The following is a 24,822-nucleotide window of genomic DNA, read 5'->3' on the forward strand; positions in this document are numbered from 1 at the left end:
TGTATAGAAATTTCGGCACAAAAGCTTTGCGCCGGGACGGTGTCATTGGACTACGACACACAGGGCGGAGGGCTTTTTAGGCGGCATCCCAGTTTTTGAGGATGCGGCAGATAGTTTCGCGAAGCTGCTATTTGTGTTTTTATTTTCAGCTGCGTTGATGTGTTGCAGCGCACAAGCGGTGAATTATACATGGAATCCCAGCCGCGCGGAAGCTTTCTGTTTGTCTTTGCGGCAGAGCAATATTGCATCGTTCGGCAGCGCTCCCGTGAGTACGGGCAGGCGGAACTTACGCATGCGTGTTCCGTCGACGTAACAAGGTGCACGAGGGCAGCGGCAAACTGCGGTCACCACTTCAGGCTGCGAACGCGCGTCTCGACTATCGGGTACCTCGAAAAACTACCTCAGCCATGGCATGATGTCAGCGCATCAAACTTGACGACACTGCCATGATGAAACCCAACCTGTTTGCCGCTCAGGAGCGCGAAGCCAAGCTGACGAAGCTGGGCGACGCGCTGCAAGTACTGGAGCGGCATGTCGACTTCGCGGCGCTGGCCGACGCAGTCGATGAAGCAGCGCCACGGCCCGGCCGCGAGCGCGGCGGACGACCACCGTTTCCTACCGAGGTGATGGTGCGGATTCTGTTGATCCAGCACCTGTTCAACCTCTCGGACGAGCAGATGGAATTCCAGTTGCTTGACCGGCTCAGTTTCCAGCGCTTCGCCGGCCTGCGCGACTCCAGCCAGATCCCCGATCGCACCACGATCTGGACTTTCAAAGAGCGCCTGATCAAGGCCGGCGCCAGCGAAAGCGTGTTCGACGCCGTCAACCGGCAACTGGCCCGGCATGGCTACATCGCCCGAGGCGGCCAGATGATTGACGCCTCCATCGTCCAGGCGCCGAAACAATCGCTGAACAAGGAAGAAAAATCCCTCGTCGTGGACCAGAACGCCATGCCAGCCGACTGGTCGCCGCCGAAGCGACGTCAGAAAGACCTGGATGCGCGCTGGACCAAAAAGCACGGCAAATCCTATTTCGGCTACAAGCTGTCGGCGAACGTGGACAAGCGTTGCAAGCTGATCCGAAAAATCAAGATCAGCACCGCCAGCGAGCACGACACGCTGCATTTTGAAGACGTGCTCGATCCGGCCAATACCAGCCGGGATATCTATGCCGACAAAGGCTACGTCAATCACAAGCGCGAAGAGCGGCTTACCGGTGAGGGCTACCGCATGCACATCCAGCGCAAAGGCAACAAGGACAAACCGCTGTCCGAGGCTCAGCAGCGCCGCAACCGGCGCATCGCCAGCCCGCGCGCCCGCGTCGAGCATGTCTTTGCCGGCATGGCGCAGCTGGGCGGCAAGATGCTGCGCTCGATCGGTCTGGCACGCGCCACGCTGCAACTGAACTGGAAGGCCGCCGCGTACAACCTGCGTCGCCTTTGTTACCTGAAGGAGGCGAAGATTTCGGCGTTTTGACGCCCGAGGTCCGTCTGAACCGTCCCAAAAGGCGGATTCGGACAGAAAAATGGCCATGAAAATGGCGGCGATCATGGCGCGGCCGCTTTGTAGGCAGCTATTTTTTCGGTGTCACCGCTCAAACTGCCAGTAAATCGAGGTTCCCTATCGTTCGGAACGTGGCACCGGCGGGTTCCGCCCCAAAGCAGCCTGCCGATTTAATTGGGCATAAATACTTCTGCATAGAGCGTATTTCTCTTTTTAGACATCCACTCTTCTACCTTGGATCCTTCAAGAAGGGCCATTAGATCCACTAGATGGATAATCAGAGGCTTGATGCGAATTTGGCGAAAGTCCTGGCGATCAACTTCAAGATCAAGCAAGAAGTTGGAAACAACTGGAACCCAGCGCTTAATGGATGAGTCTTCTGACGATTCTGCGGCCTCCAAGAAGCGCCCAAATCCAGTTACAGTTCTAGTGCTTCCCCGCGTTTCAATCATGGATTCGCCAATGGCACGGAGTTCGTCGCGAAAAATCAATGTATCACGCCAAGTATCCCAGTCTTTAGCCTTGTTAATCTGTCCATCAGCAAGATCACTACGGATCAAATTGACAACAATTTCAAGTGCTCTGGAATGAGGGTTATCACCGGAACGTAGATAGGTTATCTCTTGCCTATAAAGTTCCAACCATCCAAGAAATGCAGATAAACGATAAATACTGCTAAGTAGTTTGTGCTTTTGGAAGTACGGGTCGTAAATTGAGTTATGGATTTGGCGTTCAACCTGTAGGTTTAAAATATTACTCCGCAAATATACGGTGGGGTAATTCGCATCAACCTCAGAGAGCCGAGTCGCTAATTCGCAAGCAGAAAGATAAAGTGGGTCACGGTAGCGCTGGTATAACTGTTCAAGACTCTTTTTCTGCTTCCAGCTTTCAAAAGAGCGAGCGAAGAAGTAATCTTTGAGTACGACTCCGAATAGTGAACCAATTGTAGAAACCAGCGTCCCGAGAACTGAGAAGCCAAGCCAAGTCTGTACACTAAGCCCTAAAAACATTAGATCACCAAAGTGTGAGAATACAGTTTTAATTAAATCACCTAAGAGAATAGCTCAAATTTGAACGACTCCTGTTGGCCGATTTCGGGAGAAAATTCTCATTTCTCTCGAAAATCAAGTCTAAGCTCAGTATCGACAGATCCATCTGTCCGTCTTGGCATCGGAGAGGCCCTTAAGATCCCATCCCAAAGCGCATTATCAAATTCCGAGACGCCACTATCTTTCAATTTTTCAACAGACGTCACCTCCCCTTGTGGGGACTGATGAATTAAAAAGCTGACACTTAAATTCCTGCTCACTTTTTCATCTCGGGAATAACGCGTATTTGCGCTTACTTTTCGGATCAGCGCATCTCGATACCCATCACCAACGGATTCAAAGCTCAGTACACTACCTTGATTGCTGTGCTGCTGGGCAAAAGTAGCTTCACAGGTGAATAAGAATAACGTTAGTAGGAAGATTTTTTTCATTGGAAATTCGAATAATTTCCGGTATTGGCCGATACCGTCGGCCCAATTGGTCTGAGCATCAGCTAAGTCGATGCGAACGAACGAACTTCACCTCGTCGTTATGAGTGATTGCGGCACACCACGTCACACTCAGATTGAATAAGCACACGTCCCAGTCCTGCCAGGGCTCGCGCTGGGAAAGGAGTGACAGCACGGCCTTTACATTCGTTAGAACCATTACGTTGTAGTTCTCAAAGAATGCTACCACTACATCCTCACCCGCAAACCATTCATTCTGGAAACTGGCAAATGACTCAGCTGCGCGGAATTGACAGGCGATTGGAATGGAGTCCATTCGCCCTGGTATACGAAATGGCTCGATCATCTTTGTTAGGCGATGACGAAGTTCATCCACATTTTCCGCAGGCAGGATATCTCCAAGAAAATTGAAATCCAAGTTTGGTCCTTTTCTACAAATGTCCGCAACTGGCCGTTAGTCGCAGTGACGGTCATTGGCCGCGTTGCCCAAGAATTCGTAGCAAGCATCCAAGATGTCATCCACGCAATCGGCCTTCGAGATTCCAACATGTTCGTGGCCAGCTTGGTCATGTGCTAAGGCAGCAAATGCTTCAAGGGATTCGGGATAGCGAAGTTTGGCCGCAATAGACGCAATGAGGGCGCAGCCCACATTCGCATCCAGCGATTTTGCCAGGATATCCTGAGCCAATAGCTTCGCGTCATCTAGGGTTTCGTACGTTCTCATATTTCTTAATCCGATTCCACATCCAAGCTCATTTCCGAGGTCTGCATCTGGCCGACCTCCGTCGGAAGAAATTCCGGAGACGCCGCCTTGCCAGGATTCTAACTGTCATTCTTGCTGGTTGACATCAAGCTGATGCGATTTTTGATGAAGCGTTTAGAGTAGGAGCCAAGCATCGAAGCGCCGACGTAAAGCAGGCAATAACCCGGCGTCTGTACGACAACCATGAAAAATAGGACGCCGACATCGCCGCCCGCTGCCATTTCAGACCTGTGCATTTCAATCCAGGGAGGAAGAAGGATACACAAGCAGCTTGTCGCTGGCGCAATGAGGAAGCGCCCTATCTTGTTCGTACTGAACCAACCAATTATGAATGCCGGAATGGCCGCTGCCGCCATTGCAACCGAATAGTCCGCCCCAGTTCCACCGCCAAACTTTGCCCACAAGAGCACCGCGAAATATCCGATGGTGAGCGAAAGCAAAGTATTCATCGCGCAATCCCAATTATCTAGTATTCCCAGGGACGGACTGGAAGATTTTGCCTGCTTGTGGCCGAATTTTGCCTGCCGAATGATTTTACTAGAGAGTGCTATAGTGGTCCCCGAAATTGAGACAGTGGTTTAAGCTGTCGTCCGCGAAAGGATGATAGCAAATGAGTGAAGGTAAAAAACGCAGGGTGCATACTATAGTGGTCCCCGAAATTGAGACAGTGGTTTAAGCTGTCGTCCGCGAAAGGATGATAGCAAATGAGTGAAGGTAAAAAACGCAGGGTGCATACGGCGGAATTCAAGGCCAAGGTGGGTCTGGAGGCGGTGCGCGGGGTTAAGACGGTCACGGAAATCGCGCAGGAGTACGGTGTACATCCTGTGCTGGTCGGTCAGTGGAAGAAAGAGATCCTGGAGAATGCCGGCGCACTGTTCGACGTCAAGCGCGGTCCCAAGCCGGTCGATGAAAGCAGCCCCGAGGACAAGCTGTATAGCGAGATTGGCAAGTTGAAGATGCAGGTGGATTGGCTTAAAAAAAAGCTAGGGGAATGAGTCCGGCGGAGCGGGCGCGATGGATCGAGCGGGACGACGAGATGCCACTGACGATGCAGTGCGAGCTGGCAAGCATTTCGCGCTCTTCGGTCTATCGACGAATGGAAGCTGCGGTGCGTGAGCAAAGTCTGACCGAAGAGGATAGCCAGTTGCGAGGCCTGATCGACGAGGAGTACACGAACCGGCCGTTCTATGGCAGCCGGCGCATGGTGGTGTTCCTACGAAGGCGTGGTTACTGCGTCAATCGCAAGCGCGTGCAGCGCCTGATGCGCGAAATGGGTCTGGCCGGCATGGCGCCAGGGCCGGAGACGAGCAAGCCGCATCCGGAGCACAAGGTTTATCCGTATCTGCTGCGCGGCGTGGCGGTCACGCGACCAAACCAGGTGTGGAGCACAGACCTGACGTATATCAGGCTGGCCCGGGGCTTCGCCTACCTGGTAGCGGTGATTGACTGGTACAGCCGCAAGGTGCTGTCCTGGCGCATCAGCAACAGCATGGACGCGTCGTTCTGCGTGGACTGCCTGGAGGATGCGCTGCGCCACTACGGCAGGCCTGAAGTGTTTAACAGCGATCAGGGATCGCAGTTCACCAGCACAGCCTTCACTGGTGTGCTGAAACGCGAAGGCGTGGCGATCAGCATGGACGGCCGCGGGCGGGCGCTGGACAACATCTTCGTGGAGCGCCTGTGGCGCAACGTGAAGTACGAGGACGTGTACCTGAAAGGGTATGCCAACATGGCGGAGCTGATGGTCGGCCTGGCGCAGTATTTTGCGTTCTACAACGCGGAGCGCCCGCATCAGGCGCTGGGTTATGAAACGCCGGATAGCGTCTACAAGTCGGGGATCGGTGGCGGTGCGCTGATCGTAGATAAATTTGGCGATGGTGAAGGCGAGCAGGAAAATTCTGGTATTGCGGGGCAGCGCCGTGCAGCTGTGACGTTGGAAATGGGCACAGCTTAAACTAAGCGACAAAGTGTCTTGACTGATGGGTCCACTTTATACGGCGGAATTCAAGGCCAAGGTGGGTCTGGAGGCGGTGCGCGGGGTTAAGACGGTCACGGAAATCGCGCAGGAGTACGGTGTACATCCTGTGCTGGTCGGTCAGTGGAAGAAAGAGATCCTGGAGAATGCCGGCGCACTGTTCGACGTCAAGCGCGGTCCCAAGCCGGTCGATGAAAGCAGCCCCGAGGACAAGCTGTATAGCGAGATTGGCAAGTTGAAGATGCAGGTGGATTGGCTTAAAAAAAAGCTAGGGGAATGAGTCCGGCGGAGCGGGCGCGATGGATCGAGCGGGACGACGAGATGCCACTGACGATGCAGTGCGAGCTGGCAAGCATTTCGCGCTCTTCGGTCTATCGACGAATGGAAGCTGCGGTGCGTGAGCAAAGTCTGACCGAAGAGGATAGCCAGTTGCGAGGTCTGATCGACGAGGAGTACACGAACCGGCCGTTCTATGGCAGCCGGCGCATGGTGGTGTTCCTACGAAGGCGTGGTTACTGCGTCAATCGCAAGCGCGTGCAGCGCCTGATGCGCGAAATGGGTCTGGCCGGCATGGCGCCAGGGCCGGAGACGAGCAAGCCGCATCCGGAGCACAAGGTTTATCCGTATCTGCTGCGCGGCGTGGCGGTCACGCGACCAAACCAGGTGTGGAGCACAGACCTGACGTATATCAGGCTGGCCCGGGGCTTCGCCTACCTGGTAGCGGTGATTGACTGGTACAGCCGCAAGGTGCTGTCCTGGCGCATCAGCAACAGCATGGACGCGTCGTTCTGCGTGGACTGCCTGGAGGATGCGCTGCGCCACTACGGCAGGCCTGAAGTGTTTAACAGCGATCAGGGATCGCAGTTCACCAGCACAGCCTTCACTGGTGTGCTGAAACGCGAAGGCGTGGCGATCAGCATGGACGGCCGCGGGCGGGCGCTGGACAACATCTTCGTGGAGCGCCTGTGGCGCAACGTGAAGTACGAGGACGTGTACCTGAAAGGGTATGCCAACATGGCGGAGCTGATGGTCGGCCTGGCGCAGTATTTTGCATTCTACAACGCGGAGCGCCCGCATCAGGCGCTGGGTTATGAAACGCCGGATAGCGTCTACAAGTCGGGGATCGGTGGCGGTGCGCTGATCGTAGATAAATTTGGCGATGGTGAAGGCGAGCAGGAAAATTCTGGTATTGCGGGGCAGCGCCGTGCAGCTGTGACGTTGGAAATGGGCACAGCTTAAACTAAGCGACAAAGTGTCTTGACTGATGGGTCCACTTTATAGTTCACTGTCAGCTTCTGCCGAATGCACCAATTATCCATCTATAGGAACGTTGTCCCATCCACGGCGGTCCCAAGCTGCTTGCACCCGCGCCCAAATCTCGTCGGTCATTTCAAACTGCCAAACTCCGCCTAGTAGCGATGCAAACTGCGGATTCAATGCTGCTTCTCTTTCGACTCGTTCAATGAAAGCTGGGCCGTGATACGAAAGAAAATCTTCTAACGGGCCGGCAGCCAAAACACCCAAATGTGGCTTAACCCTGGCATCGGCAAGCGTTGCCAAAATCCCTTGCCAGGCATGTTCTGGATGTTCTCTCACAACCCATTCAAATTCGGAAAATCCAATTAGATCGCTGTTCGGCTTTCCCCTTTTTTCGGGATCGGCTTGCCATGTGGCCCATTGAAGCCATTCATCAACAAGCTGCGCTATTGGTAACGGTGAGTCCATCAATCAGATCCATAAATTTCAATGGTTTTCATCCACCTACAATGACCGTCCGCAGATGGCCGATTGTACGCGGTCGTATGTGTAACGGCCAGGCGCATTACGCCCCTGGAAGCGCATTCAATGTGTCTAGGAAGCGCTGGATCGCCGCGAGGTGTCCGCTCATAAATTGGTGGAAGTAGTAGATTCCGCCCTGGGAAAATTGCCGATACTTGGTGACCTTTGACGCGTCGAGTTCAATTAAGATCTTCGCATATTCGATGAGTTCCTCTGCCGATTCGATACCCATCGCATGCGCGGGATCTATGACTGTTGGGAGCAATCTTTCCATGAGTTGCGGACGTTGGATTGCAATCTCACATGCCGCGCCAAGCAGTCCGCAAAACGCCGCCTCAGCGTTATAGCTGACTTTGTACGTTTCAAACTCATTGACGATGACGTCATCGGCGAAACCCGAGCCTATCGTTGCGTGGGCGAGAAGTTCGCTGCGACTCGTTCCAATGGTCATCTTAAAAGCCTCATGTATGAAAAAACCAGCTTAGGAGCGCAACTTGCATGAGCCTCCGAGGACCGCTTCTGGCCGAAGATCTTCATGGCGGCCAAGAGCCAATTGGATTTGCAAGGCCTGGCGAAACTTACTCGTCATCCTTTGCCGCCGATCCAGCCGGCGTTTTCGGCTTGATCCCCCTGCGCGCCAGCGCCTCGCGCAGCAGGAACTCGATTTCCGCGTTTACGCTGCGCAGGTCCTGTGCGGCCAAGCGTTGCAGTTCATCCCACAACGCCGGGTCTATCCTCAGGGGGAAGGCTTTTTTGCCCGGGCTTGCCATCTTGACTCAGTTATACAGGGTGCCTGTGTTGACGATAGGTTGAGTCTCTTTGTCAGAGCACAGAACCACCAGCAGGTTGCTGACCATCGCCGCCTTGCGTTCGGAGTCCAGCTCGACGATCTCGCGTTCGGCCAGAGCATGCAGCGCCGATTCGACCATGCTGACCGCGCCGTGCACAATGCGGGAGCGGGCGCTGACGATGGCTTCGGCCTGCTGGCGGCGCAGCATGACCTGCGCAATTTCCGGGGCGTAGGCGAGGTGGGTCAGCTTGGCGTCTACCGTTTCCACGCCAGCCGCCCTGAAGCGTTCCTGCAGTTCGCTACGCAGGGCAAGCGACACTTCGTCCATGCCGGAGCGTAGGGTCATTTCACCTTCGGACAGATCTTCGCCATCATCGTAAGCGTAGCGCGAGGCCAGGTGGCGGATTGCAGCTTCTGCCTGCACCGCCACGTAGCGCTCGAAATCATCCACGTCGAAGATGGCTTGTGCCGTATCCTGCACACGCCAGACGATAGCAGCCGAGATTTCGACCGGGTTGCCGCGCTTGTCGTTCACTTTCAGCGTCGGCGCATTCAAGTTGCGTGCGCGCAGCGACAGGCGCTGCTTGCGGTACAGCGGGAATGCCCAGCGCAGGCCTTCGTTGCGGTCGGTACCGATGTACTGGCCGAACAGGGTGAGGATGGCGCTTTCATTCGGCTGCAGCATGTACAGGCCTGGCGCGAGGAATACCGCCACTACCACGCAGGCTGCAGCCAGAAGCGGCTGGAATCCGCGCAGTAACAGGAAGGCGAATATCGCCAGTAAAACGACGACAGTCAGCGCCAGGTAACCACTGTAAGACGAAAACGGCTTTTCGGTTCGGTTCATGATCGATCCAGGTGGGTTAAATCAAAGTGATATCACTTTAGTCTCACTTTTTTGAGTTGTCAAATTATTCTCGATTGTTTAACCCCTTTTTTTCCGCCAGCCCGATTCCTGTTCAGAGGCGTTCACTTTGAAGGGAGTAATCATGTTGGCGAGGCTCATCCTGGTGTTAAGCATGCTGGCTGGCGGCGCGGCCATGGCACAGACACCACCATTAATCAGGTCGAACACGACTGGCGGCGAGACCCCCGTTCGTGTGCAAAGCGCGGCGGTGCAGACCGTCATCTCGGGCGGCATGGCGGAAACGACGGTGAAGCTGGTCTTTTACAACCCGAACAATCGCCAGCTTGAGGGCGACCTGCAATTCCCGCTTGGCGAAGGCCAGCAAGTAACGGGCTTTGCACTGGATGTCGGCGGCGAATTGCGCCCGGCAGTGCCGATCGAAAAAGAGCGCGGGCGGCAGATCCTTGAGGCCGAAGAGCGGCGCCGCATCGATCCGGCCTTGCTGGAGCTAACGCAGGGCAACAACTTCAAGCTGCGTATCTATCCTATCCCGGGGCGTGGCACGCGAACGGTGGAATTGAAGTACGCGGCCATGCTGGTGCGCCAGCAAATGAACTGGAGTTACAGGCTGCCGTTGAAGCACTTCAGCATCCCCGTGTCATTGGATGTGCGCGTCTTGGGTAGCGAGGAGGCTCCGATCGCGGTTGGCTCGCAGGACCGCTTCGACCGAACGGATGGCGGCTGGCAATTGAATGTGGCGAAGGCGAAAGGTGAAATCCTTGTGCGGGTGCCTGCGGCACGGGAAAAGACGAAGACGTATGTCGAGGAGTTCAACGCCCAGCAGTACTTCCTGGCCGAAGTGCTGGTGCCGGCCGAACGCAAGGCGCGCATTTTGCCGAACGTGGTGGGCGTGCTGTGGGATAGCTCCAGCTCCGGTTCGCACCGCGCCCTGAAAGCCGAATTGCGTGTGCTGGCCAGTTATCTCGAAGCGGCGGGCAGCGTTGAAGTGCGCCTGGTGCGCCTGCGTGACAAGGCCGAACCGGTCAAGGTCTTCAAGCTGGCGAAGGGGCAGTCCGGAGTTCTGATCGATGAGCTTGAATCGACCGTCTACGACGGAGCCAGCGCGCTGGCCGACTGGCAGCCGCAGCCCGACGTCGAGGAATACCTGATGTTCAGCGATGGCTTGCGAAATTATGGCGCGGGCGCTTTCCCTCAGCTCGCCAAAGGCCGTCGCCTGTTCACCCTGAGTTCCAGTGCTGGGGCGGACACTTTGCGCCTGGCCGCCTGGGCCAACACAAACGGCGGCCGGCATATCGCCATTGACCCCGTTGACGCGCACCATGCGTCGCAAGAACTGCTCTCTGATGGCGTTCGGGTAATCGGTGCCACCGGCATGCAGGCAGGCGATGTGGTGGTTGACGAAAGCCAGGTGCAGGCCGGACTGCTGCGCGTGGCCGGCAAGGTTCGGGGCAGCCAGCCGCTGGTGGTGACCCTGGAACACCAGGGCCGGAAATACGAGGTTTCCATCGATACAGCCAACGAAAATGCCGCGCAGCATCCGCTGGCCGCGTGGTGGTGGGCCGACCGCCGCATTGCGCAATTGGAGGGCAACTATGAGCTCAATCGCGCCGCGATCCGGCGCATTGGGCTGGAGTTTGGCTTGCCGACCCGCGAGACTTCCTTGCTGGTGCTTGAGCATTTGGAAGACTATGTGCGGCACGAAGTGACGCCGCCCGAGAAATACCGCGCTGCCTTTGAGAAGGTGAAAGCAGAGAATCGCGTCCAGATTGCCAACCAGCGTGTGAAGCACCTCGATCATGTGGTGCGGGAGTTCCAGGCCAAGGTGGCGTGGTGGGCGAAACCGTTCCCCAAGAGCCGTCCGCCGGCACCTAAGATGGAAGCTGTGGCTGGCGATTCGGAGAAAAGGATTGTCGAGTCTGCGGTAATGGCGCCGCCACCGATGCCGGCGCCGGCTGCCCGTGCTGTTCCGGCGGCAGCCGCCGAACCTGCCGATGCGCTGGACATGGCTCCCGCCAAACCAATCAACGGCGGCGCGTCCGTCTGGCTGAAGGCCTGGCAGCCGGATGCACCTTACACCGCGCGGCTGCGCAAGGCTGCGGCAGGCGATATGTATCGCATCTACCTTGACGAACGCCCATCTCACGCTGGCAGCAGCGCCTTCCTGTTGGACGTGGCCGGGCTGATGCTGGAGCGCGGCCAGCGCGACCTGGGCCTTCGCGTGCTGTCCAACCTGGCCGAAATGGAGCTGGAAAACCGCCATGTCCTGCGTGTGCTGGCCTACCGTTTGATGGAAGCGAGCGCGCCTAAGTTGGCCGTTCCCTTGCTGGAACGTGTGCAGGATATGGCGGAAGAAGAGCCGCAATCGTTCCGCGACCTCGGGCTGGCCCTTGCCGCCAGCGGCCAGGAACAACGGGCAATCGAACAGCTGTACCAGGTTGTGTTGCGGCCGTGGGATGGGCGTTTTGCCGATGTGGAGCTGATTGCGCTGTCAGAGCTGAATGCAATCGTAGCGCGCGCCAAGGCTGCGGGCCGCGTGCTCGATACGCGCGGCATGGATTCACGCTTGTTGCGCAATCTCCCGGTTGACCTGCGCGTGGTGCTGAGCTGGGATGCCGACAACAGCGACATGGACCTTCATGTGATCGATCCAGATGGCGAGCGCGCCTACTTTGGCCATCGCCTGACTTACCAGGGTGGCCGCATGTCGCGCGATTTCACTGGCGGCTACGGGCCGGAGGAGTTCATGCTGCGCAGCGCCAAGCCGGGTACTTACCGAGTCGAGGTCAATTATTTCGGCAGCGGGCAGCAGATCGTCACCGGGGCAACCACGCTGCAACTTCACTTCACGACAGGCTTCGGCATGCCGCAGGCAGACGACAAGATGGTGACGTTACGCTTGAAGGAGCAGGGCAGTTCCATCCTGGTTGGCGAGTTTGAGGTGAAGCCGAGGTAGGGCTATTCCAGCGCTTTGATGCGACCTGCCAGGGTATCCGGAACCGGATAGTCCGGGTGGGCTTTGCGGAAGCGCTTCCACTGCGCGGCAGCTGCTTCGGTGTCGCCGCCATCGAGCATGCGCTCGATGGCTTGCAGCCAGTCTTTCGGGCTTTCGGTGTCCGCGGCGCGCGCGGCTGCTTCGCGCGGAGGGCCCAGCTTATCCGCTTGCATTGTCGGTGCGGGCGGCACAGCTGCGGGCACAGGAGGGGGCGGAACCGGGGCCGCAGCTGGTTGTGGAGCTTGTATTGGCGCTTCGGCCAATGGCGCGGGTGGGGCAGGCGTCACCTGGACGATGCCGGATTCGCGTTTCTTTTCCGCCGGAGCGGCAGCAGCGGAATCGGAGGGCACATGCATAGGCGCGGGCGCGGCTGCTTCGTTCGTCACGCGCTGCACCTCCACCGGCTGCAGCGTGTGCTGCTGGTAGCTGCGCCAGACCGGGAACAGGATTGCAATGCCTGCCAGGCTGGCTGCAAATGCCAGCGGTGCGCGATAGCGATGTTGAGGTTTGGCATGCGGGGCGTCGGCAGCCGGATCGTTGGCTGCGGCGGGACCGGGCGCCAGGTCCTTTTGCACCTGCGCGAAGATGGCCGCATCGAGTTCCGCCGACGGCTCCGGTTGCGGCAGCGTAGCCAGGCGGCGCGCCAGGTCCGCGTCTTCGAAATCGTCCTTGTCGACCGGCGTCATACTGTTTCCTCCTGCTTGAATTGCTCGCGCAGCTTACGCATGGCGTAGCGCAGGCGGCTCTTCACTGTCTCGGCTGGCGCGGCAACCACCAGCGCAATTTCGTCGATGCTCAAACCGCTGAAATGCTGCAGCACCAGTGCTTCCTTCTGTTCGGACGGAAGCTGGCGGATCGCGGCATGCAAGGCCAGGTTTTGCTGGCGGTCGAGTGCAGTGGCCTCGGCCGAATCCTGCACCAGGCTGATGTCGCCGCAATCATCGATATCGGGCTGGCGCTGCATGTCGGCCAGCCGATTGCGGCCGATCTGGAACAGGTAGCTGCGGAAGCTGCCTTGCGCAGCATAGCGCGTACGGGCGTGGTGCACCGCCAGCCAGGTTTCCTGCGCCACCTCATCTGCCCACTCGGTGCGCCCGCTGCGCCAGGCAAGGAAGCGGTACAAGCCGCGGCTATGGCGGCGATACAGTTCCTGAAAGGCCGACAGCTCGCCATCGCGGTAACGCAGCATCAATTCGTCGTCGGAATGGTCGGTGGGCATGCGGGGTGGGCAGGCTCTATCAGCAAAATCAAGGAGACCACTTTAGTCAATTCATTGATTCTGCGCAAGCCAGCTAAATTCGGGGTCAGGTCTGTCATTTGGACAGGTGAGCAAGACCTTTGATCTATCTCAATACGCCGAAATGGCCATTTTGACGTATTGAGATAGATCAAAGGATAGGCTTGGGTGTCCAAATGACAGACCTGACCCCGAATTATGACCCCGAATTAAAAACAAAGCCGCCCGGAGGCGGCTTCTATTCTGAGGCGGGGGCGATTATTCGTAGTCGCTCGAGTTCAGGCCCATCACGTGGGAGAAGCCGCCGTCGACATACATGATGTCGCCGGTAATGCCGGACGACAGGTCCGACAGCAGGAACGCGGCTGCATTACCCACTTCTTCAATGGTCACGTTGCGGCGCAGCGGGGCGTGGCCAGCGGCGAAGCCGAGCAGCTTGCCGAAGTCCTTGATGCCGGAGGCGGCCAGGGTCTTGATCGGGCCGGCGGAAATGCCGTTGGAGCGGATGCCGTGCTGGCCCAGGTTCTCTGCCAGGTAGCGCACGGATGCTTCCAGCGATGCCTTGGCCAGGCCCATGGTGTTGTAGTAGGGGATCGCACGTACCGCGCCCAGGTAGGACAGGGTCAGCACGGAGGAGCCTGGCTTCAGCAGTGGCAGGGCGGCTTTCACCATTGCTGGGAAGCTGTACGCCGAAATATCGTGGGCCACGCGGAAGTTTTCGCGGGTCAGGCCGTCCAGGAATTCGCCGGCAATCGCTTCGCGGGGGGCGAAGCCGATGGCGTGCACGAAACCGTCCAGGCGGTCCCAGCTCTTGGCCAGGTCGGTGAACAGGCTGGCGATTTGTTCGTCGCTGCTCACGTCGCAGTCGAAGACCAGCGTGCTGCCGAATTCGGCGGCGAATTCAGTAATGCGGTCTTTGAAGCGCTCGCCAACGTAGGTGAAAGCCAGTTCGGCGCCTTCGCGGTGGGCAGCTTTAGCGATGCCGTAAGCGATGGAACGGTTGGACAGGACGCCAGTAATCAGGATTTTTTTGCCTTGCAAGAAAGCCATATCTACTCCAATGGGGTTATACCGCAAGAACGGGATTGTAAACGCGACGCCGCCAGCCCTGCAAGTTTAGCAAGGACCGGCGTACGCTTTATGCGATTAATTGCTGCGGCGGGATTTCGATTTGCCGGCTTCATCACGCTTCACGCGTGCCTTGACCATGCTGACCGCAGGCTTGGAATCGCCGCGAGATGAGGAAGCTTGACGGTAGTTGCTGCGTTTTGGACCAGCGCGCTCGTTTTCCACGGCCATCACGGCGTTTTCGATCACCTCGGTCGAGATGTCGGTGCCGGCTGCCGAAGCGGAGATATTTGGTACCAGGATGGTCGAGCCGGCCTTCAGTACCGATTTCTGCGGCATGTTGTTGGCCTGGCGGATCGCATCCGGCGTGGTGCCGAAGCGGCGGGCCAGCGATGCGATGCTTTCACGCGCACTGGAGATCTTGTGGGTGGTCCAGCTCGACAGGGCGTGGGTCCACGAGGCCAGGTTGGCGGCGAACTTGGCGGCATTCTCGGTCGGCAGCAGGATCTTGGTCTGCTCGTTGCCGGTAATGACGGGCTTCTTGAACTGCGGGTTCAGGGCCTTGAACTCGTCGACCGAGATCTCGGCCAGCTTGGCAGCCAGCGCCAGGTCGATGTCGCGGGTCTTGTCGATCGCGGTGAAATACGGCTCGTTGTCGATCACCGGCAGGTGTACGGCGTATTGCGACGGGTTGGCGACGATATTCTTCACCGCCTGCAGCTTCGGCACGTAATTGCGGGTCTCGGCCGGCATGAGTTCGGCCAGGCTTTCGAAATTGGTCGGCTTGCCGGCGGCGCGGTTGCGCTGGACGGCTTTCTGCACATTGCCTTCGCCCCAGTTGTAGGCGGCCAGGGCCAGGTGCCAGTCGCCGAACATGGTGTACAGGCGCTGCAGGTAGCTCAGGGCGGCATCGGTCGAGGCCAGCACGGAGCGGCGGTCATCCTTGAAGGCGTTCTGTTTCAGGTCGTAGTCGCGGCCGGTGCCCGGCACGAACTGCCACAGGCCGGCGGCGTTGGCGGTCGACAGGGCTTGCGGGTTGAAGGCGGATTCGATGAAGGGCAGCAGGGCCAGTTCGGTCGGCATGCCGCGCTTTTCCAGCTCTTCCACCACGTGGTAGAGGTAGAGCGAGGCGCGGGCGGTGGTGCGGTCGAGGTAATCCTGGCGGTCGGCGTACCACTTCACATGCTTGGCGACCAGCTCGTTGTTCACGTCGGGAATGGCGTAGCCGGAGCGGATGCGGCCCCAAACGTCGGTTTCCTTGTATTCTTCCACGGCAGGCACCTGCATCACCACGGATTTCGCGGTGTCGGTGGAGGCCAGGGAGGAGGCTGCCGGGAGTGCGGCGCTCAGCGCCAAAGCGATCAGGACAGCACTTTTGATTCGTTCTTGCATAGCGTTTCGCAGTTGTCTTGTGGAAACAAAGGGCGGACTATCTAATGGCGGAGTGTAGGGTTGAAACCTTGTCGAGTCAAGGAAAAATTCGCTATGTGACTGATTTTCTTGGATAATTATGTCGATCAAGCTATATAATTGGTGTCTTGGATAACGATTTTTGGATGTATAAATGAGCAACACCCGAGTGGATTACGAAGCCGTTATCGCGGCAACCGAGCAGTGGCTGGAGAAGGCGGTCATCGGGCTGAATCTGTGCCCCTTCGCCAAGGCCGTGCATGTGAAGAAGCAGGTGCGCTACGTGGTGTCGGAGGCTTCCTCGCCTGAGGAATTGCTGGAAGACCTGATCAAGGAGCTGGAGTTCCTGGCGGAGGAAGACCCGGAAGTGGTCGACACGACCTTGCTGATCCACCCGCTGGTGTTGCAGGATTTTGGCGATTACAACGAATTCCTGGATGTGGCGGACGCGGCGTTGGAAGAGCTGAAGCTGGACGGTGAGCTGCAGGTGGCCAGCTTCCATCCCGAATACCAGTTCGCCGATACCGACAAGAACGATATTTCGAACTATACGAACCGTTCGCCTTACCCGACCTTGCACCTGCTGCGCGAGGCTTCGATCGACAAGGCAGTGGAGGCTTTCCCGGAGGCTGCCGATATTTTCGAGAAGAATATCGAAACCATGGAAAAACTCGGCCATGAAGGTTGGGACAAGCTGGGCTTGCAGGTGAAGTGATGGCGGACGAGAAATTACCTGAGCGGCCGGATACGCCTTGCGTGGCGGTTTGCTCGACGACCTTTGACGAGATTTGCCGGGGGTGTGGACGGACCTATATCGAGGTCGCGCACTGGGTGGCGATGAGTACGGAGGAGAAGGAGAAGGTTTGGCAGCGGATTCTGGCGCAGGGGTATCCGCGACGGAATTCTTAAACCGGTAAGGCGGTGTCCGACCCGCAGGGTCGGACACCAGTATGCTGACGTCGCGGGGGACGGTTTGCGGTTACTCGGCCTTCCAGCTGCCGATGTAATCCTTCTTGCCAATCTCCAGCCCATTATGGCGCAGGATGTTGTAAGCAGTCGTCGCATGGAAGGTGAAATGCGGCAACGCATAATGCATCAAATACTCCTGCCCGACCCACTGCTTGGCCTTTTCTCCGCTACCAGTAGTCACTGAACGTTGCGCCGAATCCTCAATCGCCTGGCGCGGCAACGAGTCCAGGAAAGTCAGCGTGCGCTGGATGCGCAGTTTTAATTCACCAATGGTCTTTTCAGTATCTTCGTAGACTGGCACGTCCGCGCCAGCCAGGCGCGCACCGGCGCCCTTGGCAAAGTCAGCGGCAATCTGGATTTGACGGGTAAAAGGCAGCATGTCCGGGAATAAGCGGAATTGCAGCAAGGCATTCGGATCGATCTTCTTTTCCTCGATGTGGGCTTCGGCCTTGTCCAGGATGGCTAACAGGCTGCCGAGGATCTGGCGGAACACCGGAATCGAAGCGGAATACATGGAAAACGACATAGGTAAACTCCTCTGATATAGAGTAGCGATGATAGCGCGTTACGTGCATAATTGCTGCTGGATAATCTTTTCCACCAGACCCGCTGAATGGCTCGGAATTTTTATAACAAATTAAGGTCCCGCCTGAGCGCTCTGTATGGGCTGTCGATTTATGGCGCCTTGTTACTGGTGGTATTCGGCGGCCTGGTGATTCCTGCCATTATCGGCTCTTACCTGCTGATCGGGGTGCACGAACAGAAGTCCGCCCAGACCGCCCTCAACGAATCGCTGCAGCGCAACGCCGACATCCTGGCCCTGGGCATGCAGGAATCGCTGTGGAATATGAATGCGGAATCGGCCCACTCGCTGGTCGAATCCGTCATGCGCGACCGCTCGGTGCTGCAGGTGCAGGTCACCGGCCAGGCCGACACCCAGTTCATGCACGTCGAAGCTCCCAAGCGCGCCATCGGCAATGTGGTGCGGGCCGAGCGCGAAATCATGGTACGCGGCGAAAAGATCGGCAAGATCATGGTCGAGATGGACGACGCCCGCAGCCAGCAGGAATTGCGCGAGAAGCAGCTGTCCTATGTCTTCGTGTTGGCGGCCCAACTCACGGTGTCGCTGCTGCTGATCGTGCTGTTCCTGAACCAGCGCCTGCTAAAGCCCCTGCGCAAGCTGATGCGCTTCTCCGACCGCCTGTCGCATGGCGATTTCGAAACCCGCATGGAATTGAGCGGGAGCGATGAACTGGGCCGCCTGGCGGGCCAGCTGGACCAGATGCGGGTGGCGATCAAGCGCCTGTTCGAAGATATCGCCCAGCGCGAAGAGCGCTTTCGCACCATCGTGACCCAGGTGCCAGGTGCGGTGTTCCGCTTCCGTCCCGACGGGCCCATTGATTTCGTATCGGACGCCATCGAGGAGATCTCCGGCTATTCGGCGTCGCAGTTCATGCGCAGCACCACGCATGCCTGGGCCAACCTGATTTGCCCGGAAGACCGCAAACGCCAGCGGCGCGTGGTGGTACAGGCGATCCAGGACGGCAAGCCCTACGAAATCGAATACCGCATCATGGACTCCACCGGCACCGAGCGCTGGGTGGCCGAGAATGGCCAGCCGCAGGCGGCGGAGGCGGGCGGGGCGCCCTGGGTCGATGGCATCATCTCCGACATCAGCCAGCGCAAGCACAATGAAATGCGTATCGAAGCCTTGCTGGCCGAGCAAAGCGCAATCCTGGATAACGTGATGTTCGGCGTGATGTTCGTGCGCCACCGGACTATCGTCTCGGTCAACCGCCGCTGCGAAGAATTGTTCGGCTATGAGCCGGGCCAGATGATCGGGGCTTCCACTGCCATCGTGTTCCCGACCACCTTCGATTTTGAATCGGCCGGCGCGCGCCAGTATTCCACCCTGGGCAGCGGCGAGTACTTCAGCGAAGAACGCAATTACCGGCGCCAGGACGGCTCGCTGTTCTGGTGCATGGTATCGGGCTGCGCCATTGACCAGAACCGGCCGAACGAGGGCTCGATCTGGGTCTATGCCGACATTAGTGCGCGCAAGGAAGCGGAGGAAAAACTGCGCCTGTCGGCTACCGTGCTGGAGCACATCGCCGATGGCGTGATGGTGATCGACGACAAAGGCACCATCGTGGCAGTCAACCCGGCCTTTACCCAGATCACGGGCTACACCGAAGCGGAAGCCCTGGGCCACGACGTTGGACTGACGCGCTCCGGCCGCCACGACGAAGGCTTCCACGCCGAATTGTGGAAAGAGCTGGTGGAGCATGGCTACTGGCGCGGCGAAATCTGGAGCATGCGCAAGAGCGGCGAATTGTTCCTGGAGTGGCTGACCCTGACCGCGGTGCGCGATACGCGCGGCTTGACGACCCACTATGTCGGTGTGTTCAGCGACATTACCCTGGTCAAGCAATCGCAGGAAAAGCTGGATCACCTGGCTCACCATGACGCCCTGACCCAGTTGCCGAACCGCCTGCTGTTCCACGACCGCCTGCAGCACGCCATCCAGCGCGCCACGCGCGGCAACGAGCAATTGGCGCTGCTGTTCATCGACCTGGACCGCTTCAAGAACGTCAACGACACCCTGGGCCATCACATCGGCGACGAGTTGCTGAAGCAGGTGGCGCACGCGCTGTCGGAAAAGCTGCGCGAGGGCGACACCCTGGCGCGCCTTGGCGGCGACGAGTTCATCGTGCTGCTGGAAGATGTGGAAGGCCAGTATGGCGCCGGCCAGGTGGCCGAAAAGCTGGTGATGATGTTCGAGCATCCCTTCATGGTGGCGGGCCACGAACTGTTCGTGACCTGTTCGATCGGCGTTTCGGTATTCCCGACCGATGCCAGCGACCTGAATATGCTGATCCGCAATGCCGACGTGGCCATGTACCAGGCCAAGGCGCGCGGCCGCAACGGCTACCGTTTCTACCAGCCTTCCATGTCGGGCGAGGGCGTCGAGCGCCTGCGCCTGGAAACCTACCTGCGCCGCGCCATCGAGAAAGAGGAAGTGTTCCTGAACTTCCAGCCGCAGGTGGAAATCGATACCGGCAAGCTGCTGGGCGTAGAGGCCCTGGTGCGCTGGAACCATCCGGAACTGGGGCTGGTGCCGCCCAATCGCTTCATTCCCCTGGCCGAGGATACCGGCTTCATCAGCCAGTTGGGCCAGTGGGTACTGTACGAAGCTTGCCGGCAGATGGTGCGCTGGCAGGAAGCTGGCCTGCACGTGCCGAAGATCGCGGTCAACCTGTCCGCCAAGCAGTTCGAGCGCGGCAGCATGGTCAGCACCGTGGCCGACATCCTGCGCGAAACCGGCCTGGAGCCGCATCGCCTGCAACTTGAAGTGACCGAGTCGGTGATCATGAATACCGGCGATGCGCTGGGCTTCATCAACGACCTGCACGCCGTTGGCGTGTCGCTGGCGATCGACGATTTCGGCACCGGCTATTCGTCCCTGGCCTACTTGAAGCAGATGCCGGTGCAGACCCTGAAGATCGACCGCTCCTTCATCAAGGACATTTCGACCGACGTCAATGACGAGGCGATCGCGATTGCCATTATCCAGCTGGGCCGCAGCATGAACCTGTCCGTCATCGCCGAAGGGGTGGAGACGGAGCAGCAGGCGGCCTTCCTGCTGCGCCACGGCTGCAACCAGGCGCAGGGCTTCTTTTACAGCCGTCCGGTGATGCCGGACGATTTGCTGCAGCGCTGGCTGCCTTGACGAGAGTGCCATGCTCAAACCGAAGAAATTTCCCCGTCGCCGTTTCCTGCTGAGCGGCGTTGCCGTCGCCGGAGCAATGGTGCTTGGCTGGGGCGTGATGCCGCCGCGCCAGCGCGTGCGCGGCCAGGCGCCGCTGCCGCTTGAACACGGCGCCGTCGCCCTGAATGGCTGGATCGCCATTGCCCCCGACGGCAGCGTGCAGCTGGCCATGCCGCGTGCGGAAATGGGGCAGGGCGTGCACACGGCGCTGTCCATGCTGGTGGCAGAGGAGCTGGATGTGAGCCTGGACGCGATCGAGGTGATTCAGGCGCCGGCCGACAAGATCTACGCCAACCTGGCGGTGATGCGTGAAACCCTGCCGTTCCATCCGGATGATACCGGCCGCTCGCGGGAGCTGGCGAGCTGGATGCTGGGCAAGGTGGCGCGCGAGATGGGCATTGTGATTACCGGTGGCTCGTCCAGCGTGAAAGATGCCTGGACTTCGATGCGCGAGGCTGGCGCCACGGCGCGTGCCATGCTGGTTGCCGAAGTGTCCCAGCAATGGAAGGTGCCGCCGGAGCAGGTGCGCGCCGAAAATGGCGTGCTGTATCACGACATCAGCAAGAAATCGGTTGGCTACGGCGTGGTCGCCGCGCGCGCTGCGCTTGGCCAGCCGGGCAAGGTGACCCTGAAAGACCCGCATAGCTTCCGCCTGATCGGCAGCAGCGTGCCGCGCCGCGATTCGCGCATCAAGTCGGAGGGGACTGCGCTGTATGGCATCGATGTGCGCCCGGCGGGCATGGTGTATGCGGCGGTGCGCATGTCGCCCGTGGTGGGCGGCAAGGTTGCAGGCGTGACGCCGGGCGAGGTGGTGAAGATGCCGGGTGTGCTGTCGGTGATCGACTTTTCCAATGCCATCGAAGAGAACTATGGCGCCGGAGCCGGTGTTGCCGTCCTTGCGCGCAGCTACTGGCAGGCCAGGCAGGCCGCCGCCGCGCTGCCGATCCGCTGGGACGAAGGCCCGAACGCCAAGCTCTCCAGCGAGGAAATCTATGCATCGCTGACCAACGCCCTGGAGGCGGAGGACGGCGACAACTATCACAAGCGCGGCGACATGGCGCAGGCGTCCAGCGCACTGCGCACCATCAAGTCGGTGTACCGTGTGCCTTATCTGGCGCATGCCTGCATGGAGCCGATCAACTGCACCGCGCAGGTCAAGGACGGCAAGGTCACGGTATGGGTCGGCACACAGGCGCCGACTTTTGCCCGCGCCGCTGCCGCGCGCGTCGGCGGCGTCAGTGAAGCCAATGTGATCCTGCACGAATACCTGCTGGGAGGCGGCTTTGGCCGCCGCCTGGAAATGGATATGGTGGCGCAAGCGGTTGCCATTGCGCGTGAAGCCAAGGGCTTGCCGGTGCAGGTGATCTGGAGCCGCGAAGACGACACCACGCACGACGTGTACCGTCCGGCCGCGGTGGCGCGCATGACCGCGGGCCTCGATGCGGCCGGCAATATCATTGCCTGGGAAGCCAAGACGGCCGGCGGCGCGCTGACCCACCAGTTCACCAGGCGCAACCTGCGCATGCCTGCTGCCGGGCCGGATCGCTCGACCGCCGAGGGCGTGTACGACATGCAGTACGAAATTCCGAACCAGCAGATCAACCACGTCGTGGCCGACAGCGCCGTCCCGCTGGGTAACTGGCGTTCGGTAGGCCATTCGCAAAACGCCTTCTTCAAGGAGAGTTTTGTCGACGAAATGGCCAGTGCGGCAGGCAAGGACCCGGTGGAGTTCCGCCGCACCATGCTGCTTGGCCACCCGCGCCACCTCGCGGTGCTGAACGCGGCCATCTCCAAGGCGGGCAAGGCGCCGGAAGGGCGCGCGCATGGCTTGGCGCTGCACCAGTCCTTCGGTACCATCGTCGCACAGGTGGCCGAAGTGTCGGTGCAGGACAAGCAGATCCGCGTGCATCGCGTGGTGTGCGCGATCGACTGCGGCATCGCCGTCAATCCGAACATCATAGCGCAGCAGGTGGAATCGGGCGTGGTCTATGGACTGTCGGCGGCGCTGGGCGGTGAAATCAGCATCAAGGACGGGAAGGTCGTGCAAAGCAATTTCGCCGACTATCCGGTGCTGCGCATGAACGAGGTGCCGCTGGTGGAAACGGTGATCGTGCTGAGCGCCGAGCCGCCGGAAGGCGTCGGCGAACCTGCTACTCCGCCGATCGCGCCGGCCGTGGCAAACGCGGTGTTTGCGCTGACGGGCCAGCGCCTGCGCAGCCTTCCTTTACGTTTGGCCTAACAGGGCGCGCAGGTTGCATTCCTGCTGCCATTGGCGGCGTTCCGGGCTGGAGGCTGCCTGGCGTTCCAGTTCTTCGTCGGAGAGTTCGGCCTGGGTTTCGATCAGGCGGTGCGCCACGTTCGGATCGGGCAGCATGGTGCCGAAGAAGGCCACGTGCTCGTGGCGCTGGATCAGCAAGGTGGGGAAATTCTCGACATCCAGGTCGCCGACCAGGTCCGCGTGGTCTTCGATATCGACCCACAGGAAGTATTTGTCCGGGTGGCGGCTTGCCAGTTCCTCGAAGACCGCGCGGTAGGATGCGCAGGTGCCGCACCAGGCGGCGCACAGGCAGGCCACGACCAGGTGGTCCTGCGCCAGCGCGGCGGCCACTTCGGCGCGGTTGTCGGCATGTAGGGTAGTGCTATGCATGGGGTGCTATTGTACATGCCCACAGGGTAAAATACCGGCCATGGCTACCATTCTTGCAATCGAAACATCCTCTGAAATGGCTTCCTGCGCCCTGCTGCGCGGGGAGCGCGTGACTTTCCGCGAATCGTCCGGCGTGCGCACCCATTCGCAGGCAGTGCTGCCCATGATCCAGGAATTGCTCGCCGAGGCAGGCATTGTCCTGCGCGATTGCGACGCCATTGCCTTCGGCGCAGGCCCTGGTTCGTTTACCGGCGTGCGCACTGCTTGCGGCATCGCCCAGGGGCTTGGTTTTGGCGCCGGCTTGCCGCTACTGCCCGTCGTCACGCTGGACGCGATGGCGCTGGCTTGCCGCGAACGCCACGGCTCCGGCGAGGTCCTCACCGTGCTCGATGCGCGCATGAACGAGGTCTATTGGGCACAATACCGTTTTGAAGGCGGCCTGCCGGTCGCGATCCTGCCTCCGGCATTGTCGGCACCTTCCGGTGTCGCTCCGGCCGGCCCGGCGCGCGCCTGCGGCAATGGCTTCGCCGCCTATGACGAGGCGTTTGCCGGCCAGGCCTTTGCCGATGGCGCCGATGGCGAGGTGATGCCGCATGCGGTGCAGGTTGCGCAGCTCGGGCGTGCTGCTTTCGCCGCCGGCCACGCCGTGCCTGCCGCACAGGCGCAACCGCTTTACTTGCGCAATAAGGTTGCCTATACCAAGGCGGAACGTGAAGAGATGAAGGCGTCGCAGGCATGATGTATCAGTTATGGGACCTGGCCCGGCTAATCTACGAGCCAATGCAGGAAAGTGACCTCGATGAGGTGGTGGCGGTGGAGCAGGAGGTTTACCCCTACCCGTGGAGCCGCGCCAATTTTTCAGATTCGCTGTCGCAGGGCTATCACGCCTGGATCCTGCGCGCGCAGGATCGCCAGTTGATGGGGTATTTCCTGGTGATGGGAATTGTCGACGAGGCGCATCTGCTGAATGTGGCCGTGTCGCGCAATTGGCAAGGCCGCGGCGTGGGACGGCTGCTGGTGAACCAGGCGGTCGCCTTGTCGCGCGGCCTTGGCATGGAGTCGATCTTGCTGGAAGTGCGGCCTTCCAACGTGCGCGCCCTGGAGATCTACCAGCGCTACGGATTTGCCGAAATCGGCCGCCGTAAAGGCTATTATCCCGCTGCCGATTCAACTCGCGAGGACGCTATCGTGATGCGTTTTGGTTTATGAGCGACCGCCGGTCTGCCGTGTTCCTGGAGGAGATGGGCGTGGGGCCGCAGTGGCGCCTGCGCAATCGCACGGTTGCGCCTGATGCCGCCGGTGCCGGTGAAGTGGATGACGCGTTCGCCGACGCGCAGCCCGCGCCGGCCGCGGCGCAATTTGCTTCCGATGCTGGCCAGCACTTGACCGCCGCATCGCAGGAGGCCGCTGCCCTTGAACCTGCGCCGGCCGCAGCACTGGCTCCCGCCGTGCCACCGCGCCCCCCGGCAACGCCCAATCGCCGGCCGCTGCCGCGCGTGCAGCTTCCGCGGCGCCAGGGGCGGCTGCAGGCGCGCGCCAGGCGCCGCCGACTCCG

General features: G+C 59.5%; 24 protein-coding genes. 10 read left to right on the top strand and 14 right to left on the bottom strand.

Annotation, left to right across the window (positions count from 1 at the left end):
• The first annotated feature begins 446 nt into the window (after positions 1-446).
• Positions 447-1,475 (top strand): IS5 family transposase, encoded by a 1,029-nt coding sequence (locus tag ACN9MZ_RS12545; RefSeq protein ID WP_426338225.1) that lies wholly within the window; start codon positions 447-449, stop codon positions 1,473-1,475.
• A gap of 197 nt (positions 1,476-1,672) precedes the next feature.
• On the opposite strand, the gene ACN9MZ_RS12550 is transcribed toward ACN9MZ_RS12545, so the two are convergent.
• The 4 genes from ACN9MZ_RS12550 to ACN9MZ_RS12565 all read right to left on the bottom strand — a co-directional run bounded on the left by ACN9MZ_RS12550 (position 1,673) and on the right by ACN9MZ_RS12565 (position 4,212).
• On the bottom strand, positions 1,673-2,512 hold the full coding sequence (locus ACN9MZ_RS12550; protein ID WP_426342439.1) for a hypothetical protein: 840 nt from the start codon (positions 2,510-2,512) through the stop codon (positions 1,673-1,675).
• Positions 2,513-2,610: 98 nt separating this feature from the next.
• Entirely contained in the window at positions 2,611-2,982 is a 372-nt protein-coding gene (locus ACN9MZ_RS12555; RefSeq protein WP_426342440.1) for a TonB C-terminal domain-containing protein, read from the bottom strand.
• Between the two features lie 472 nt (positions 2,983-3,454).
• Positions 3,455-3,724: a hypothetical protein gene (locus tag ACN9MZ_RS12560; RefSeq protein WP_426342441.1), complete on the bottom strand. Its 270-nt coding sequence runs from the start codon at positions 3,722-3,724 to the stop codon at positions 3,455-3,457.
• A 98-nt stretch (positions 3,725-3,822) separates the two neighbouring features.
• A complete protein-coding gene (locus ACN9MZ_RS12565) occupies positions 3,823-4,212 on the bottom strand; it encodes a hypothetical protein (protein ID WP_426342442.1) in 390 nt (129 codons plus the stop codon).
• Positions 4,213-4,467: 255 nt separating this feature from the next.
• Between ACN9MZ_RS12565 and ACN9MZ_RS12570 the strand changes: the two genes are divergently transcribed.
• Both ACN9MZ_RS12570 and ACN9MZ_RS12575 read left to right on the top strand, forming a co-directional pair.
• Positions 4,468-5,717 (top strand): IS3 family transposase gene (locus ACN9MZ_RS12570; RefSeq protein WP_426338948.1). Its coding sequence is split into 2 segments (ribosomal slippage): positions 4,468-4,753 and positions 4,753-5,717, totalling 1,251 coding nucleotides; the frame shifts between segments, so codons are not numbered across the junction.
• Between the two features lie 25 nt (positions 5,718-5,742).
• Positions 5,743-6,977, top strand: a protein-coding gene (locus ACN9MZ_RS12575; RefSeq protein ID WP_426342443.1) for an IS3 family transposase whose coding sequence is annotated in 2 segments (ribosomal slippage) — positions 5,743-6,013 and positions 6,013-6,977 — 1,236 coding nt in all. Because the reading frame shifts where the segments join, the coding sequence is not laid out codon by codon here.
• Positions 6,978-7,049: 72 nt separating this feature from the next.
• Here the strand turns inward: ACN9MZ_RS12575 and ACN9MZ_RS12580 are convergent.
• The 4 genes from ACN9MZ_RS12580 to ACN9MZ_RS12595 form a co-directional block, all read right to left on the bottom strand.
• Positions 7,050-7,463, bottom strand: a complete 414-nt coding sequence (locus ACN9MZ_RS12580) for a DUF6869 domain-containing protein (RefSeq protein ID WP_426342444.1) — start codon at positions 7,461-7,463, stop codon at positions 7,050-7,052.
• 97 nt (positions 7,464-7,560) lie between these two features.
• Positions 7,561-7,968, bottom strand: a complete 408-nt coding sequence (locus tag ACN9MZ_RS12585; protein ID WP_426342445.1) for a hypothetical protein — start codon at positions 7,966-7,968, stop codon at positions 7,561-7,563.
• Between the two features lie 127 nt (positions 7,969-8,095).
• Positions 8,096-8,287 (bottom strand): hypothetical protein, encoded by a 192-nt coding sequence (locus tag ACN9MZ_RS12590; RefSeq protein ID WP_426342446.1) that lies wholly within the window; start codon positions 8,285-8,287, stop codon positions 8,096-8,098.
• 6 nt (positions 8,288-8,293) lie between these two features.
• Positions 8,294-9,154: an SPFH domain-containing protein gene (locus tag ACN9MZ_RS12595; protein ID WP_426342447.1), complete on the bottom strand. Its 861-nt coding sequence runs from the start codon at positions 9,152-9,154 to the stop codon at positions 8,294-8,296.
• A 142-nt stretch (positions 9,155-9,296) separates the two neighbouring features.
• Between ACN9MZ_RS12595 and ACN9MZ_RS12600 the strand changes: the two genes are divergently transcribed.
• Positions 9,297-12,128 carry a VIT domain-containing protein gene (locus tag ACN9MZ_RS12600; protein ID WP_426342448.1) on the top strand — a complete coding sequence of 944 codons (2,832 nt, stop codon included), beginning with the start codon at positions 9,297-9,299 and terminating at the stop codon, positions 12,126-12,128.
• 2 nt (positions 12,129-12,130) lie between these two features.
• On the opposite strand, the gene ACN9MZ_RS12605 is transcribed toward ACN9MZ_RS12600, so the two are convergent.
• The 4 genes from ACN9MZ_RS12605 to ACN9MZ_RS12620 all read right to left on the bottom strand — a co-directional run bounded on the left by ACN9MZ_RS12605 (position 12,131) and on the right by ACN9MZ_RS12620 (position 15,864).
• Positions 12,131-12,853: a hypothetical protein gene (locus ACN9MZ_RS12605; protein WP_426342449.1), complete on the bottom strand. Its 723-nt coding sequence runs from the start codon at positions 12,851-12,853 to the stop codon at positions 12,131-12,133.
• Positions 12,850-13,386, bottom strand: coding sequence for a sigma-70 family RNA polymerase sigma factor (locus ACN9MZ_RS12610; protein WP_426342450.1), 537 nt, complete (start codon positions 13,384-13,386; stop codon positions 12,850-12,852). The genes ACN9MZ_RS12605 and ACN9MZ_RS12610 overlap by 4 nt, the downstream gene beginning before the upstream one ends.
• A 276-nt stretch (positions 13,387-13,662) precedes the next feature.
• Positions 13,663-14,454, bottom strand: a complete 792-nt coding sequence (gene fabI, locus ACN9MZ_RS12615; RefSeq protein WP_426342451.1) for an enoyl-ACP reductase FabI — start codon at positions 14,452-14,454, stop codon at positions 13,663-13,665.
• Positions 14,455-14,550: 96 nt separating this feature from the next.
• Positions 14,551-15,864 (bottom strand): transglycosylase SLT domain-containing protein, encoded by a 1,314-nt coding sequence (locus tag ACN9MZ_RS12620; protein WP_426342452.1) that lies wholly within the window; start codon positions 15,862-15,864, stop codon positions 14,551-14,553.
• Positions 15,865-16,036: 172 nt separating this feature from the next.
• On the opposite strand from ACN9MZ_RS12620, the gene ACN9MZ_RS12625 reads away from it, so the two are divergent.
• Together ACN9MZ_RS12625 and ACN9MZ_RS12630 are read left to right on the top strand one after the other, a co-directional pair.
• Entirely contained in the window at positions 16,037-16,597 is a 561-nt protein-coding gene (locus tag ACN9MZ_RS12625) for a DUF1415 domain-containing protein (RefSeq protein WP_426342453.1), read from the top strand.
• On the top strand, positions 16,597-16,791 hold the full coding sequence (locus tag ACN9MZ_RS12630) for a DUF1289 domain-containing protein (RefSeq protein WP_426342454.1): 195 nt from the start codon (positions 16,597-16,599) through the stop codon (positions 16,789-16,791). Before ACN9MZ_RS12625 ends, ACN9MZ_RS12630 begins: the two co-directional genes overlap by 1 nt.
• 70 nt (positions 16,792-16,861) lie before the next feature.
• Here the strand turns inward: ACN9MZ_RS12630 and ACN9MZ_RS12635 are convergent, their stop codons facing one another.
• Complete coding sequence (locus ACN9MZ_RS12635; RefSeq protein WP_426342455.1) at positions 16,862-17,377, bottom strand: DUF1993 domain-containing protein; 516 nt, start codon at positions 17,375-17,377, stop codon at positions 16,862-16,864.
• A gap of 87 nt (positions 17,378-17,464) precedes the next feature.
• Here ACN9MZ_RS12635 and ACN9MZ_RS12640 point away from each other — a divergent pair, with 87 nt between their 5' ends.
• Positions 17,465-20,581: an EAL domain-containing protein gene (locus tag ACN9MZ_RS12640; protein WP_426342456.1), complete on the top strand. Its 3,117-nt coding sequence runs from the start codon at positions 17,465-17,467 to the stop codon at positions 20,579-20,581.
• Positions 20,582-20,591: 10 nt separating this feature from the next.
• Positions 20,592-22,859, top strand: a complete 2,268-nt coding sequence (locus ACN9MZ_RS12645; protein ID WP_426342457.1) for a molybdopterin cofactor-binding domain-containing protein — start codon at positions 20,592-20,594, stop codon at positions 22,857-22,859.
• On the opposite strand, the gene ACN9MZ_RS12650 is transcribed toward ACN9MZ_RS12645, so the two are convergent.
• Positions 22,845-23,267, bottom strand: a complete 423-nt coding sequence (locus tag ACN9MZ_RS12650; RefSeq protein ID WP_426342458.1) for a thioredoxin family protein — start codon at positions 23,265-23,267, stop codon at positions 22,845-22,847. The genes ACN9MZ_RS12645 and ACN9MZ_RS12650 overlap by 15 nt on opposite strands.
• Before the next feature lie 40 nt (positions 23,268-23,307).
• On the opposite strand from ACN9MZ_RS12650, the gene tsaB reads away from it, so the two are divergent.
• Complete coding sequence (tsaB, locus tag ACN9MZ_RS12655; RefSeq protein ID WP_426342459.1) at positions 23,308-24,006, top strand: tRNA (adenosine(37)-N6)-threonylcarbamoyltransferase complex dimerization subunit type 1 TsaB; 699 nt, start codon at positions 23,308-23,310, stop codon at positions 24,004-24,006.
• The gene (gene rimI, locus ACN9MZ_RS12660; protein WP_426342897.1) at positions 24,006-24,476 is read left to right on the top strand and encodes a ribosomal protein S18-alanine N-acetyltransferase; all 471 of its coding nucleotides are present in this window, start codon (positions 24,006-24,008) and stop codon (positions 24,474-24,476) included. Before tsaB ends, rimI begins: the two co-directional genes overlap by 1 nt.
• Positions 24,477-24,822: the final 346 nt, after the last annotated feature.

It is taken from the genome of Pseudoduganella sp. S-14, from assembly GCF_049913285.1.
Taxonomy (GTDB): domain Bacteria; phylum Pseudomonadota; class Gammaproteobacteria; order Burkholderiales; family Burkholderiaceae_D; genus Rugamonas.